A 15757-nucleotide genomic window follows, 5' to 3' on the forward strand; every position below is an offset into this window, starting at 1 on the left:
AGAACGTTTGACGCCGGGTGAGCAGCATGTGGTGGAGCAATCGCAAGTCGCGGGAAACCGAAGCAGTACGGGCACGGGTCTCGCCGATGATCATGCACCTGGAGCCGCGTATGCTGTTCGACGGCGCAGTCGCCGCCACCGTGGCTGAAGCGGCGCAACCCGACAGCCATCCCACCGCTGACGCCGCCAAGCCGCCGACGGCTGACCACCCGAGCGTGAGCAAAGACACCCACGGCCAGGCCGACGCGCCAGCCGTTTCCCCCGTAGCCGTGCCCGGTCAAACCGTGGTGTTCGTGGATGCCCGGGTCAGGGACTCCGCCAGCTTATTGCAAGGCGTGGCCCCGGGCGCCCAGGTCATCCAGCTGGATGCGAGCAAGGACGGCCTGCAGCAGATTGCCGACTACCTCGACACCCACCAGGGCGTCAGCTCGGTGCAGATCATTGCCCACGGCAACGCGGGCGATCTGTGGCTCGGTACTACCTACCTGTCGGCCGACAATGTCGCGGCCCGCAGCGCGGTGCTGGGGCAAATCGGCAAGGACATGAACGTTGGCGGCGACATCCTGATTTACGGCTGCTACACCGCCGAGGGCGAACGCGGCCTGAATTTTGTCGATTCCCTGGCGCAGTTGACCGGCCGCGACGTTGCGGCGTCGATCAACCGCACGGGCGTGGGCGGCGACTGGGACCTGGAGATCGCCACCGGCTCCATCGAAAGCGCCAACGTGCTGTCGACCAAAGCCATGAGCGATTACCAGTGGGGCCTGGCGACCTGGACCGCTACCAACAACCTCAACACCGGGGTCGGCTCGCTGCGCGCGGCCATCGCCTCGGCGCAGAACGGCGATATCGTCACGTTCAACGCCGGCCTCTCCGGCTCGACCGTGGCGCTCACGTCCGAGTTGCTGATCAACAAGAACATCACCGTCGATGGTGACCTGGACAACAACGGCACCGCGGATATCACCCTCGATGGCCAGTACCGGTCCCGCGTCGTGGAAATCGCCTCCGGCAGCACGGTAACCCTCGATGGCCTGGTCATCACCAAAGGGCTGGTGGCGGGCAACGGCGGCAACGGCGGCGCGGCAGCGGCGGGCGCGATGGGCGGCGGGATTTTCAACGCTGGCACCCTCACGCTCAACAACGTGACGGTCACCGCCAACGCCGCGTCCGGTGGTGGTGGCGGTGGTGGCGTGACGCCCGCCTATTCCGGCGGCGGTGGTGGCGGCGGCGGGGGTATCGGTGGGGGAAGCGGCGGTCATGGCGGTTCGACCGGCCCAGGCAACCTCACGTATGCCGGGGGCGCCGGCAGCGCCGGCGCTGGCGGCTACGGGGGGGGCTACTCAGTCAACGATATGGGCGGACGCGGCGGCACCAGCACTGGCGGCCTGGGTGGCAATGGCGCGTCCGGCTACAGCCACGGCGGTGACGGCGGATCGGCGACCAACGGCACGCTTTCGATTGGCGGTGGCGGTGGCGGTTCCGGCTGGGACAAGGTCGGCGGCGTCGGCGGCAATGCGTCGGGCGGTATCTACAACGCTTCAAGCGGCACCCTGAAAGTGATCGGTGCTTCGGTGATCAGCAACAACATCGCGGCCGGCGGCGGCGGTGGGGGCGGCGGCAGCGGCGGCAAGATCTTCGACGGCGGCGCCGGTGGTCGCGGTGTGGGGGCCATCTGGAACAACGGCGGGACCGTGTTGATCACCGCCGCCAACTTTGCCGCACTGAGTGGTAACGCCGCGGCCAGCGGGGCAGGCGGCCCTACGAGCGGGGGCACTGCGGGTACCTCGCCGAGCGCGCAGCCCTCGATTTACAGCAGTGGCGGCGTCCTCAATACCGCCTATGTCGAGCCCCCGACCGCGACCATCGTGCTGGCTGATAGCGCCCTGAAAATCGGCGATACCTCCCTGGTAACCATCACCTTCAGCCGGGCCGTGAGCGGTTTCACCAATGCCGACCTGGCCATCGCCAATGGCACGTTGACGGCCGTTTCCAGCGCCGACGGCGGCATTACCTGGACGGCGACGTTTACGCCCACCAATGCCATCTCGGACACCACCAACGTTATCTCCCTGGACAACACCGGCGTGGCGGCCATCTCCGACGGCGCAGTCGGCGTCGGCACCACCAATTCCGCCAACTACGTGGTCGACACGCTTCGCCCGACGGCCACGATCGCTATCACCGACACGGCACTCAAAGCCGGCGAAACCACGGCAGTGACCTTTACGTTCAGTGAAGCCGTAAGCGGTTTCACCAACGCTGACCTGACCATCGCCAACGGTACGCTGACGGCTGTCAGCAGCGGCGATGGCGGTATCACCTGGACGGCGACCTTTACCCCGACCACCGCTATCACCGACGCCACCAACCTGATCACCCTGGACAACACCGGCATTGCCGACCAGGCCGGCAACGCCGGCAGCGGCACCACCGATTCGGCCAACTACGCCATTGATACGGCTCGGCCGACCGCGACCATCGTGGTCGCCGACAATAACCTGAGCATCGGTGAAACCTCGCTGGTGACCATCACCTTCAGTGAAGCCGTGAGCGGTTTCACCAACGCCGACCTGACCCTCGCCAACGGGACGCTGTCGGCCGTCACCAGCGGCGACGGCGGCATCACCTGGACGGCCACGTTCACGCCCACCAACAGCGTCACTGATACCACCAACGTGATTACCCTGAATAACGCCGGGGTCGCAGACGCTGCCGGGAACACCGGGCAGGGCACCACCGATTCGAACAACTTCGTGGTCGACACCACGCGTCCGACCGCCACCCTCGTCGTGGCCGACACCGCGCTGGCCATCGGTGAAACCTCAACGGTCACCATCACGTTCAACAAGGCCGTCAGCGGCTTTACCAACGCGGATCTGGCTGTCGCCAACGGTACGTTGTCGGCCGTCAGCAGCAGCGACGGCGGCATCACCTGGACCGCGACGCTCACCCCGACGGCCAGCATTACCGACACCACCAACCTCATCACCCTGGATAACACCGGGGTCAGTGATGCGAATGGCAACCAGGGCCTCGGCACCACCAGCTCCAACAACTACACCATCGACACCCAGCGTCCGGCTGCATCCATCGTGATGGCCGACACGGCCCTGAAAATCGGCGACACCTCGTTGGTGACCATCACCTTCAGTGAAGCCGTGACGGGTTTCACCAATGCCGACCTGACGATTGCCAACGGCACATTGACGTCCGTCAGCAGCAGCGACGGGGGGATTACCTGGACAGCGACGTTTACCCCTGCCGCCAGCACCAGCGACACCACCAACCTGATCACCCTGAACAATACCGGCATTGCCGACCAGGCCGGCAACGCCGGCAGCGGCACCACCGATTCGGCCAATTACGCCGTCGATACCGCCCGGCCGACCGCGACCATCGTGGTCGCCGACCCGGTGTTGAGCGCCGGTGAGACCTCGTTGGTCACCGTAACCTTCAGTGAGGCCGTCAGCGGTTTCACCAATGCCGACCTGTCGATTGCCAACGGCACGTTGACGGCCGTCAGCAGCAGCGATGGCGGGATCACCTGGACCGCCACCTTCACGCCGACGCTTGGCGTCAACGACGCCACCAACCTGATTACCCTGGCCAATACCGGCGTCGCCGACCTCGCCGGCAACGCCGGGTCCGGCACCACCAACTCGGCCAACTACACGATCGACACCGTACAGCCGACAGCGACCATCGTGGTCGCGGACACCGCGTTAAGCGTCGGCGAAACGTCACTGGTCACCATCACCTTCAGCGAAGCGGTCAGCGGGTTCAGCAACGCCGACCTGGCCATCGCCAACGGTACGCTGAGCGCGGTGAGCAGCAGCGACGGCGGTATCACCTGGACGGCGACGTTCACGCCCGCCAGCGCCATTACCGATGCCAGCAACCTGATCACCCTCGACAACAGCGGTGTACAGAACGGCTCGGGCAACGTCGGCACCGGTACCACCGACTCCAACAACTACGCCATCGACACCCAGCGCCCGACCGCCAGCATTGTGCTTGCCGATACCGCCCTCGGCGTCGGCCAGACGTCGCTGGTAACGGTCACTTTCTCCGAGGCGGTCACAGGCTTTACCCTCGCTGACCTGACGGTTGCCAACGGCACCTTGAGCGCCTTGAGCAGCAGCGATGGCGGCATTACCTGGACCGCAACCTTCACGCCGACGGCCGGAATAACCGACACCAGCAACCTGATCACGCTGAACAATACCGGCATCGCCGACTCGGCCGGCAACGTCGGCAGCGGCACCACCGATTCGAACAACTACACCATCGACAGCCAGCGCCCAACAGCCACGATCGTGGTCGCCGACCCAGTGTTGAGCGCCGGTGAGACCTCGCTGGTGACCATCACCTTCAACGAGGCGGTTTCAGGTTTCGACAACAGCGACCTGAGCGTGCCCAACGGCACGCTCTCGGCGGTGAGCAGCACCGACGGCGGCATCACCTGGACGGCAACCTTCACCCCGAACTCCAGCCTGCGCGACACCACCAATCTGGTCACCCTGAACAACGCCGGGGTCGCCGACCTGGCCGGTAATGCCGGTACCGGCATCACCAACTCGGGCAACTTCACCATTGATACGGTGCAACCGACGGCAACCATCGTTATTGCTGACACCGCGTTAAGCGTCGGCGAAACCTCACTGGTTACCATCACGTTCAGCGAAGCGGTCAGCGGGTTCAGCAACGCCGACCTGGCCATCGCCAACGGTACGCTGAGCGCGGTGAGCAGCAGTGACGGCGGCATCACCTGGACGGCGACGTTCACGCCCACCAGCGCCATTACCGATGCCAGCAACCTGATCACCCTGGATAACAGCGGTGTACAGAACGGCTCGGGCAACGTCGGCAGCGGCACCACCAGCTCCAACAACTACGCCATCGACACACAGGCCCCGACTGCGAGCATTGTGCTTGCCGATACCGCCCTCGGCGTCGGCCAGACGTCGCTGGTAACGGTCACCTTCTCCGAAGCGGTCACCGGCTTTACCAACGCCGACCTCGCGGTTGCCAACGGTACCCTGAGCGCCTTGAGCAGCAGCGATGGCGGCATTACCTGGACCGCAACCTTCACGCCGACGGCCGGAATCACCGACACCAGCAACCTGATCACGCTGAACAACACCGGCATCGCCGACCAGGCCGGCAACGCTGGCAGCGGCACCACCGATTCGAACAACTACACCATCGACAGCCAGCGCCCAACGGCGACGATCGTGGTCGCCGACCCAGTATTGAGCGCCGGTGAGACCTCGCTAGTGACCATCACCTTCAACGAGGCGGTTTCAGGTTTCGACAACAGCGACCTGAACGTGCCCAACGGCACGCTCTCGGCGGTGAGCAGCACGGACGGCGGCATCACCTGGACGGCAACCTTCACCCCGAACGCCAGCGTGCGCGACACCACCAATCTGGTCACCCTGAACAACGCCGGGGTCGCCGACCTGGCCGGTAATGCGGGCACCGGCATCACCAACTCGGGCAACTTCACCATTGATACGGTGCAACCGACGGCAACCGTCGTCATTGCTGACACCGCGTTAAGCGTCGGCGAAACCTCACTGGTCACCATCACTTTCAGCGAAGCGGTCAGCGGTTTCAGCAACGCCGACCTGGCCATCGCCAACGGTACGCTGAGCGCGGTGAGCAGCAGTGACGGCGGCATCACCTGGACGGCGACGTTCACGCCCACCAGCGCCATTACCGACACCAGCAACCTGATCACCCTGGACAACAGTGGCGTGCAAAATGGTGCGGGCAACGTCGGCAGTGGCACCACTAACTCCAATAACTACGCCATCGACACACAGGCCCCGACCGCCAGCATTGTGCTTGCCAATACCGCCCTCGGCGTCGGCCAGACGTCGCTGGTAACGGTCACCTTCTCCGAGGCGGTCACCGGCTTTACCAACGCCGACCTCGCGGTTGCCAACGGTACCCTGAGCGCCTTGAGCAGCAGCGATGGCGGCATTACCTGGACCGCAACCTTCACGCCGACGGCCGGAATCACCGACACCAGCAACCTGATCACGCTGAACAACACCGGCATCGCCGACCAGGCCGGCAACGCTGGCAGTGGTACCACCGATTCGAACAACTACACCATCGACAGCCAGCGCCCAACGGCCACGATCGTGTTCGCCGACCCGACCCTGGCCGCCGGGGAAACTTCGCTGGTGACCATCACCTTCAGCGAGGCGGTTGCAGGTTTCGACAACAGCGACCTGAGCGTGCCCAACGGCACGCTCTCGGCGGTGAGCAGCACGGACGGCGGTATCACCTGGACGGCGACGTTTACGCCGACCAGCGACATTCACGACACCACCAACCTGATCACGCTGGATAACGCCGGTGTCAGCGACCTGGCAGGCAATGTCGGCAGTGGCGTGACGGGCTCCGGCAACTTCAGCATCGACACGCTGCGGCCGACCGCGACGTTTGTGGTCGACCACGGCGCATTGAAGGTGGGTGAGACCGCCCAAGTCACCATTACCTTCTCCGAGGCGGTCAGTGGCTTGAGCGCCGGCGACCTGAGCGTGGCCAATGGCACTCTGGGCAACCTGGCCTCCAGCGATGGCGGCGTGACCTGGACCGCGACCCTGACGCCGATAGCCAACATCACCGACACCAGCAATCTGGTCACGCTGAACAACAGCGGCGTGCAGGACGCGGCCGGCAACGCAGGCAGCGGCACCACCGATTCCAACAACTATGCCGTCGACACCCAACGCCCCACCGCGAGTATTTCCGTGGCCAACGGCACCTTGGGCATCGGGCAGACCACCACCGTTACCATCGCCTTCAGCGAAGCAGTGAGCGGCTTTGACCTGTCGGACCTGAGTGTGGCCAATGGGGTGCTGTCCAACCTGGCAAGCCAGGATGGCGGTAAAACCTGGACCGCCCTCCTGACCCCGACTGCGGTGATCAGCGATGCGACCAACCTGATCGTGCTGGATGGGGGGCAGGTCAATGACGCGGCAGGTAATGCCGGCGGCGGCATTGCGATCTCCAACAATTATGCGATCGATGGCGAACGCCCCACCGCGACGATCAGCATCGCCAACCCGAACCTGACGGTGGGCCAGACCACCACCGTGACCTTCACCTTCAGCGAGAAAGTCAGTGGCTTCGACCTCGATGACCTGAGCGTGGCCAACGGCAGCTTGTCCAACCTGGCAACCAGCGATGGCGGCCAGACCTGGACGGCCACTTTGACCCCGGCAGCCAACCTTAACGACCCGAGCAACTTCATCACCCTTGATACCGGGCTGGTGAATGACCTGTCGGGCAATACGGGCAGCGGTTTTGCCAACTCCAACAACTTCTCGATCAATACCGTTACGTTGACTGGCGACCCGCTGTTTCGCGTCACCGAGCCGGCACCGTCGCAGGTGGCGACGAACGTGCCATTGCAGCCCGTTATCTTCGGCCAGCCGACCGGCAACCTCGGCTCACTCATCGGCTTCTCGCCGTTGTTTGCACCGCGCGAAATAGGCGCGGGTTTGCCGCCCCTGGGCAGTATCTTCATTCAAAACGGTGCGTCGGCGCCGAGCTTTATCGCCCAGGTGTTCAGCAACAACGACGCCGGTGATGGCAGCGGCAAGGGCTTTCTCGGCTTTGGCGGCGGCGATGGCGGAGTGTTTGGTTCAAGCTCCTTGTCGAGCCTGTTCAACCGTGAAAGCGGCGGCGACGACAGCGGCCTCAAGGCGTTCGACAGCAAGTCGATCAAGGGCCAGTCCGACCCGGCCCACGGGTTGCGTGGCGTATTTGGCGCGCCGACCCTCGGCCAGCAATTGCAGCAACTCAAGGACACCGAACAACGCCAGGTGATTGACCTGGCGCGTGCACTGCAACAGGTCGGCATCAGCGAAATGCAGGCTTGAACATACTTAACTCAAGACGCAGGAACAGGGGCGCTCCAAGGATGAAAACAGGTCATAAGTTGTTCGGCGCCAGCTTGCTGGCGCTGGCGATCGGCGGTTGTGCGGTCACCAGCGAGCCGATTGAACGCAGTGTCAGTGAGCAGCGAGCCCGCAGCGATCTGCAAGGCATGTACAAGGACCAGGAGCCGCTGAGCGGCCCGCTCACGTTGCACCAGGCCATGGCCCGTGCGGTGAAGTACAACCTTGAAGGCCGCTTGAAGATCATGGAAGAAGCCCTGGCCATGCGTCAGTCCGACCTTTCCAGCTTCGACATGCTGCCGCGCATGGCCCTGTCTGCGGGCTACGCCGGGCGCAATAACACCAACGCCTCCAGCAGCCAGAGCGTGCTCAGTGGCAACCAGTCGCTGGAACCGTCCACCTCCCAGGACCGCGACCGCCGCGTGGCGGACCTGACCATGGTGTGGAACGTTCTCGACTTCGGTGTGAGCTACATCAGCGCCAAGCAGCAGGGCGACCAGCGTCTGATCATCCAGGAACGTCGGCGCAAGGTGATCAACACCATCGTGCAGGACGTGCGCTCGGCCTATTGGCGCGCCGTGGCGGCTGAACGCTTGCTGACCCAGATCGACAGCCTGATGGCGCGGGTCAACCAGGCCCAGACCAACAGCCAGAGCATGAGCGAGCAGCGCATCGGCGACCCGGTGCAGGCCCTCGGTTACCAGCGCTCGCTGATCGAAGCCACGCGCCAGTTGCAGGAACAGCGCCGCGCGCTGTCCCTGGCCAAGACCGAACTGGCTACCCTGATCAACCTGCCCATGGGCACCGACCTCAAGCTGGTAACGCCCGATGACTACAGCGTGCCGCAACTGAAGGTCAAGCTGGCCAGCCTGGAGCAGGAAGCCCTGGCCAACCGCCCTGAACTGCGCGAGCAGGACTACCAGACCCGCATCAGCGCCGCCGAAACCCGCAAAGCCATGCTGCGCCTGCTGCCAGGCCTGGAGTTTTCGGCCGGAGGCCATTACGACAGCAACTCGTTTCTGGTCGACAACCGCTGGGCCGACTACGGCGCCAAGATCACCTGGAACCTGTTCAACGTGATCTCCGCGCCGGCCGCCATCGACGTCGCCAAGGCCGGTGAAAACGTCGCGACAGCCCGACGCCAGGCGATGTCCATCGCGGTGCTGGCCCAGGTCTACGTGGCCAACGCCAATTACCAGGAAGCCGTGCGCCAGTTCAAGACCAGCGAACAACTGGCCAGCATCGACGGGCAAATCCTCACCCAGTTGCGCAACCGCCATGAGGCCGCCGGGTTAGGTGAGCTCGACCTGATCCAGGGCGAACTCAACACCCTGCAAGCCGACCTGCGCCGCGACCTGGCCTACGCCGACCTGCGCAACGCCTATGGCCAGATTTTCGCCAGCGCTGGGCTCGACCCGTTGCCCGAAGAGCTGGACTCGGACCGCGTGCAGTCCATCGCCACGGCGTTGGCTGGCCGCGAATCAGCGTGGGCTGCCGGCAATATCACTACGCCGGTGCCACGTGCCGTCGCCAAATAACCTGGTGGCGCCGACGGCGAGCGTCACTCGCCGTCAACGCGAAGCGCGCAATGGGCATCGCGGCGTGGCGATCCTGCTCACCGGTTTGCCTGCCTCGGGCAAATCCACCCTGGCCCAGGGGCTGCACGCGGCGCTGTTCGAACAGGGCCGACAGAGCCTGGTACTCGACGGCGACGCCTTGCGCGGTGGCCTCAACAAAGACCTGGGGTTTGCCGACAACGATCGCCTGGAGAACATCCGCCGCGCCAGCGAACTCGCGGCATTGCTGGTGGAAAACGGGCACATCGTGATCCTGGCGTTGATCGCGCCGCTGGTTGAGCTGCGCGCGGTGTTTGCCGAGCGCCTGGGCGCCGATTATCGCGAAGTGTGGTGCAGCGCCTCACTGGCAGTGTGCGAAGGCCGCGACCCCAAGGGTCACTACGCCCGGGCGCGAAGGGGAGAACTGCCGGGGTTCACCGGCATCGGCTCGCCCTACGAGCCACCGTCCCATGCGTCGCTGGTGCTGGATACCGGCGTGCTATCGGCACAGCAGTGCGTCGAGCGGTTGCTGGCGTGGCTGGCGCCTGGGCTAGACTCTGGGAAATCGTCTTCTTAGGAGCCCGCCATGGAATCGCCTGTGCATAGCTTGTCGTCACTGTTCAAACAGCTTGGATTGGCGGATGCCCCGGTGAGCATTGAGCAATTTGTGGCGGTTCATTCACCGCTCAAGCCGGAGTTGAAACTGGCGGATGCGTTTTTCTGGACCGATAGCCAAAGAGCGTTTTTGCGTGAGGAGATTCTGGAAGATGCGGATTGGGCGGTGGTGGTGGATGAGTTGAATGTGATGTTGCGGGGCGGGCGAGATGTGCAAAAAAATGTGTGAAAAGGCCAAAACTTGAAAAAAAATGGTGAGGGTTGAAAAAAACCGAGCTTTAGTTGGCTAGGTGAATTTTTTTTGAGGTTGCATGATGTCTTTACGCCTCTCTAAATGTGGGAGGGGGCTTGCTCCCGATAGCGGAGTGTCAGTCGACAGTTTATTGCCTGTTTCACCGCTATCGGGAGCAAGCCCCCTCCCACATTCGTCCAGCGGTGTCAGCGCTATACCGCTCCACTCATCCGCGAAATTGTTTCCAAACTTGACGGGCGCGCATCGATCCACCATATTGATAGTTAGCAAACTAACTGTATGCGAACGATCCCGTGCCTCAATCCCTCGAACAACTCCAGATGAACCTCAGCAGCAGCATGGTGGTGGGCGCCCGTAATTGGCGCAAAATCTGCCAGACCACGCTGGTGAGCTATGGCATCTCCGAAGCCTGCGCCGTGCCGCTGCTGATGATCGGCCGCCTGGGTGACGGCGTGCACCAGGTCAAGGTGGCCCAGGCTTCCGGTATGGAGAGCCCCTCGTTGGTGCGCCTGCTCGACCGCCTGTGCAGCGACGGCTACGTGTGCCGCACCGAGGACATCCACGACCGCCGCGCCAAGGCTTTGAGCCTCACCGAGCGCGGCCGCGAACTGGTGCAGGCGGTGGAGGCGCAGCTGGTGCGCCTGCGCAGGGACGTCCTGGCGGATCTGCCCCCCGACGACTTGCAAGCCGCATTGCGCGTTCTGCGCGCCTTCGAGGCGGCCGAGGCTGTGGCGCCTTGAACGGATTCTTTGCCGGCTTTCCGCCCGCTCGCGACTGGTTCTACGGGGTGCGTACCTTCGCCGCGTCGATGATCGCGCTGTACATCGCCATGCTCATGCAAATGCCGCGTCCCTATTGGGCGATGGCCACGGTGTATATCGTCTCCAGCCCCTTTGTCGGTCCCACCAGTTCCAAGGCGTTGTACCGCGCTATCGGCACCTTGATGGGCGCGGCGGCGGCGGTGTTTTTTGTGCCGATGTTCGTGCAGTCGCCCTACATCCTGGTGGTGGTGATCGCGTTGTGGACCGGGACCTTGCTGTTCCTCTCCCTGCACCTGCGCACCGCCAACAACTACGCGCTGATGCTGGCCGGCTACACCTTGCCGCTGATTGCCCTGCCGGTGGTGGATAACCCGTTGGCGGTGTGGGATGTGGCCGAGGCGCGCACTGAGGAAATCTTCCTTGGCATCGCCGTGGCGGCGGTGGTGGGCGCAATGTTCTGGCCGCGTCGCCTGATGCCTGTGTTCGATGGCTCCGTGGCCAAGTGGTTTACCGACGCCCAGGTCTACAGCCAGCGTTTTCTCACCCGCGATGTAGACCCGGAAGCCGTCAGCAGCCTGCGCGGTGGCATGGTCGCGACCTTCAACACCCTCGAATTGATGATCGGCCAGTTGCCCCACGAAGGCGCGCGGCCGCAGACGGTGCGCAACACCAAGGAACTGCGCGGGCGAATGATTCACCTGTTGCCGGTGATCGACGCCCTGGACGATGCGGTGTACGCCATCGAACATCGCGCCCCCGAGTTTCTCGCTCAGCTCACGCCGTTGCTCCAGGAGGCCAATGCCTGGCTGCAAAGCACCACTCAAACAGCTCCCCTTGAACGTTGGCGCGTGCTGCGCGACCAGATCGACGCCGCGCAACCCCAAGGCGAAGCGCTGGACGACCGCCACACGCTGCTGTTCTCCAACGCCCTGTACCGCCTCGGCGAATGGGTCGACCTGTGGCAAGACTGCCGCAGCCTGCAAGCCGCCATCCAGTGCGAAAGCCAGGACACCTGGCGCGCCGTGTACCGTCACTGGCGCCTGGGCCGGCTCACGCCGTTCCTTGACCGAGGTCTGATGTTCTACTCGGCGTTTTCCACCGTCAGCGCGATCATCGTCGCCTCGGTGCTGTGGATCCTGCTGGGTTGGACCGATGGCGGCAGCGCAGTGATCCTGGCCGCTGTCGCCTGCAGCTTTTTCGCCTCGATGGACGACCCCGCACCGCAGATCTACCGGTTCTTTTTCTGGACCGCCATGTCGGTGCTGCTCGCCAGCCTGTACCTGTTCCTGGTGCTGCCCAACCTGCACGATTTCCCGATGCTGGTGCTGGCGTTCGCCGTGCCGTTCATCTGCATCGGCACCCTCACCGTGCAGCCGCGCTTTTACCTGGGCATGCTGCTGACGCTGGTCAACACCTCATCGTTCATCAGCATCCAGGGCGCCTATGACGCGGACTTTCTCAACTTCGCCAACGTCAACCTGGCCGGTCCCGTAGGCCTGCTGTTTGCCTTTATCTGGACCCTGATCGCGCGGCCCTTCGGCGCGGAACTGGCGGCCAAGCGCCTGACCCGTTTCAGCTGGCGCGACATCGTCAGCCTCACCGAACCTGCGACCCTGGCCGAACACCGGCACATGGCCGCGCAAATGCTCGACCGCCTGATGCAGCACCTGCCGCGCCTGGCCCTTACCGGCCAGGACACCGGCACCGCGCTGCGCGACCTGCGCGTGGCGCTGAACCTGCTCGATCTGCTCGCCTACTCGCCGCGCATCCTCGGCGTGCCACGCGTGCTGCTCAATCAGGTGGTGGAAGGCGTGGGCGGTTATTTCAAGGCGTGCCTCAAGGCCGGTGAACGCTTGCCCGCGCCCAGCGGTCTGCTGATGACCCTGGACCGCACACGCCGCGCCCTCAACGGCCAGGGCCTGCAAGACGACGGTGACACGCGCCTGCACCTGCTGCATGCCCTGGCCGGCCTGCGCCTGGCGCTGTTGCCTGGCGTGGAGTTCATTGGCGGCACGGAAATGGAAGCGCCGCTACCCGATGGAGCGCCTTTATGATCGGTGACCTGGATATCAGCGGCGTATTCCTGCCCACGCTGCTGGTGCTGATGGGCATTACCTATGTGTTGTTTCTGGTGGTGCACGGGCTGTTGACGCGCATGCACTTCTATCGCCTGGTCTGGCACCGGGCATTGTTCAATGTGGGGCTCTACGCGCTGTTGCTGGGCGCGGTGGACTCACTCAGTCGATATTTGATGACATGAAAAAACCTTTTTTGACCATCGGCCGTGTAGTCCTGACGCTGTTGATCGTGAGTTTCGCGGTCGTCGTGGTGTGGCGCATGGTCATGTACTACATGTTTGCGCCCTGGACCCGCGACGGGCACATCCGCGCCGACATCGTGCAGATCGCCCCGGACGTGTCCGGGCTGATCCAGCGGGTGGACGTGCGCGACAACCAACTGGTGACCAAGGGCCAGGTGCTGTTTGCCGTCGACCAGGACCGCTTCAAGCTGGCCCTGCGCCAGGCCCAGGCCGCCGTGGCCGATCGCCAGGAAACCCTGGCCCAGGCCCAGCGCGAGTACAAGCGTAACCGTGGCCTGGGCAACCTGGTGCCCAGCGAGCAACTGGAAGAAAGCCAGTCCCGCGTGGCCCGTGCCCAATCGGCGCTGGCCGAGGCGCAAGTGACGGTGGATTCCGCCCAGCTCAACCTCGACCGTTCGGTGATCCGAAGCCCCGTGGACGGCTATGTCAACGACCGCGCGCCGCGCACCCAGGAGTTCGTCACCGCCGGGCGGCCGGTGCTGTCGGTGGTGGACAGCAATTCCTTCCATATCGACGGCTACTTCGAAGAGACCAAGCTCGACGGCATCCACGTCGGCATGGGCGTGGATATCCGCGTGATCGGTGACAACGCCCGCCTGCATGGGCATGTGCAGAGCATCGTCGCCGGTATCGAAGACCGCGACCGCAGCAGCGGCTCCAACCTGCTGCCCAACGTCAACCCGGCGTTCAGCTGGGTGCGCCTGGCCCAGCGTATTCCCGTGCGTATTGCCTTTGATGATGTGCCGCCGGACTTTCGCATGATCGCCGGGCGTACGGCGACGGTGTCGATCATCGATGACAAGGCCAAAGCCGGAGACCAGCCATGAAGCAACTGCTGGCCACCGCTGCGCTGGGGGTGTTGCTGTCGGCCTGCCAGGCGGTCGGCCCGGATTACAAACTGCCGGACACCACTGCCGTCAACCGTGGCGACCTGCAAGGCGCTATCGCGGGGGAGGGCAATAACGTGGTGTCCGCGCCCGTGCCGACGGACTGGTGGAAACTCTACAAAGACCCGCGCCTGGATGAGCTGGTGCGCCAGGCCATGGCCTCCAATACCGACTTGCGTGTGGCCGCCGCCAATTTGCAACGCGCGCGCTATCAGACCCAGCAGGCCGAATCCGCAGGCGGCTGGAGCGCCGGTGCCAAGGCCGAAGCCCAGCGGTTGCAGGAGTCTGGCGAAGCCTTCTTGCTGGAAGACAAAGTCCCGGTGGGCAACATCGGCAGTGTCGGCATCACCACCTCGTATCAATTCGACCTGTTCGGCACCCTGCAGCGTGGCATCGAAAGCGCCCAGGCCAGCGCCGATGCGGCCCAGGCGGCCGCCGATATCGCGCGCATTACCCTGGTGGCCGATGTGGTGCGTTCCTACACCCAGGTCTGCGCCGCCAACGAAGAGCTGGCGATTGCCAACGAATCCCTCGACCTGCAAGCGCAAAGCACCCAGCTCACCCAGCGCCTGCGCGACGCCGGGCGTGGCGATGAAACCCAGGTCACGCGCTCGCAAACCCAATACAAATCCCTGCGTGCCGATATGCCGCGCTACGAAGCCGCGCGCCAGGCGGGGCTGTTCCGGCTGTCGATGCTGCTGGCCAAACCGCTCGATCAATTGCCGGCCGGCACCGCCAGTTGCGCCGAGCTGCCGCACATCGCGCAGTTGTTGCCGGTGGGCGACGGCGCGGCCCTGCTCAAGCGCCGCCCGGATGTACGCCAGGCCGAACGTCAACTGGCCGCTGCCACCGCGCGCATCGGCGTGGCCACCGGCGCCTTGTACCCGGACATCGCCATCGGCGCCACGGTGGGCACAGTGGGCCTGCTCGACAACCTCGGCCAGCCGGCGACCAATCGCTGGGGCTTTGGCCCGATGATCAGCTGGACAGTGCCGACCAACGGCGCCCGAGCCCGTATCCACGAAGCCGAAGCCGCGACCCAGGGCGCCCTGGCGCACTTCGACGGGGTGGTGCTCAACGCGATCCGCGAAACCCAGACCGGCCTGGCGCAGTACACCGCCATGTTGCAGCGCCGTGAGGCGCTGGCCGACGCCGAACGCTCGGCACGTGAAGCGGCAGACCAGACCCACCGCTTCTTCCAGGCCGGGCGCGAGTCGTTCCTCGCCGATCTGCAAGCGACCCGTACCTACACCACCATGCGCGCGCAATTGGCGGCGGCCAACACCCAGGTTGCGATGAGCCAGATCGACCTGTTCCTGGCCCTGGGCGGCGGCTGGGAAAGCGGACGAACGCAAGGGGTAAAACCCGGCAATCCGTGAGGTGATGGCTATGCTGTGTCTAAGGGGCGTAAAGCCTCGCCTGACACTGCTCGCGTTTGCTCAT

The 15757-nt window shown here is 64.4% G+C and carries 9 protein-coding genes; all 9 read left to right on the forward strand.

All coding sequences use genetic code 11. The features are described from left to right. Positions 1–26: 26 nt before the first annotated feature. The 9 genes from C4J86_RS00765 (at position 27) to C4J86_RS00805 (ending at position 15693) form a co-directional block, all read left to right on the forward strand. A complete protein-coding gene (locus tag C4J86_RS00765; protein WP_124369129.1) occupies positions 27–7904 on the forward strand; it encodes an Ig-like domain-containing protein in 7878 nt (2625 codons plus the stop codon). 41 nt (positions 7905–7945) lie between these two features. After that, positions 7946–9460, forward strand: a complete 1515-nt coding sequence (locus C4J86_RS00770) for a TolC family protein (protein ID WP_124360702.1) — start codon at positions 7946–7948, stop codon at positions 9458–9460. Next, positions 9444–10055 carry an adenylyl-sulfate kinase gene (gene cysC, locus C4J86_RS00775; RefSeq protein ID WP_124369130.1) on the forward strand — a complete coding sequence of 204 codons (612 nt, stop codon included), beginning with the start codon at positions 9444–9446 and terminating at the stop codon, positions 10053–10055. The genes C4J86_RS00770 and cysC overlap by 17 nt, the downstream gene beginning before the upstream one ends. Positions 10056–10064: 9 nt before the next feature. Beyond that, the gene (locus tag C4J86_RS00780) at positions 10065–10322 is read left to right on the forward strand and encodes a DUF2789 domain-containing protein (RefSeq protein WP_124369131.1); all 258 of its coding nucleotides are present in this window, start codon (positions 10065–10067) and stop codon (positions 10320–10322) included. 344 nt (positions 10323–10666) lie between these two features. Continuing rightward, positions 10667–11086: a MarR family winged helix-turn-helix transcriptional regulator gene (locus C4J86_RS00785; protein ID WP_124372366.1), complete on the forward strand. Its 420-nt coding sequence runs from the start codon at positions 10667–10669 to the stop codon at positions 11084–11086. After that, complete coding sequence (locus tag C4J86_RS00790; RefSeq protein WP_124369132.1) at positions 11083–13161, forward strand: FUSC family protein; 2079 nt, start codon at positions 11083–11085, stop codon at positions 13159–13161. Before C4J86_RS00785 ends, C4J86_RS00790 begins: the two co-directional genes overlap by 4 nt. Continuing rightward, positions 13158–13367, forward strand: a complete 210-nt coding sequence (locus C4J86_RS00795) for a DUF1656 domain-containing protein (protein WP_003187469.1) — start codon at positions 13158–13160, stop codon at positions 13365–13367. Before C4J86_RS00790 ends, C4J86_RS00795 begins: the two co-directional genes overlap by 4 nt. Continuing rightward, on the forward strand, positions 13364–14254 hold the full coding sequence (locus tag C4J86_RS00800; protein ID WP_124360707.1) for an HlyD family secretion protein: 891 nt from the start codon (positions 13364–13366) through the stop codon (positions 14252–14254). The genes C4J86_RS00795 and C4J86_RS00800 overlap by 4 nt, the downstream gene beginning before the upstream one ends. Then, a complete protein-coding gene (locus C4J86_RS00805; protein WP_124369133.1) occupies positions 14251–15693 on the forward strand; it encodes an efflux transporter outer membrane subunit in 1443 nt (480 codons plus the stop codon). The genes C4J86_RS00800 and C4J86_RS00805 overlap by 4 nt, the downstream gene beginning before the upstream one ends. Positions 15694–15757: the final 64 nt, after the last annotated feature.

The organism is Pseudomonas sp. R2-7-07 (assembly GCF_003852355.1).
Taxonomy (GTDB): domain Bacteria; phylum Pseudomonadota; class Gammaproteobacteria; order Pseudomonadales; family Pseudomonadaceae; genus Aquipseudomonas.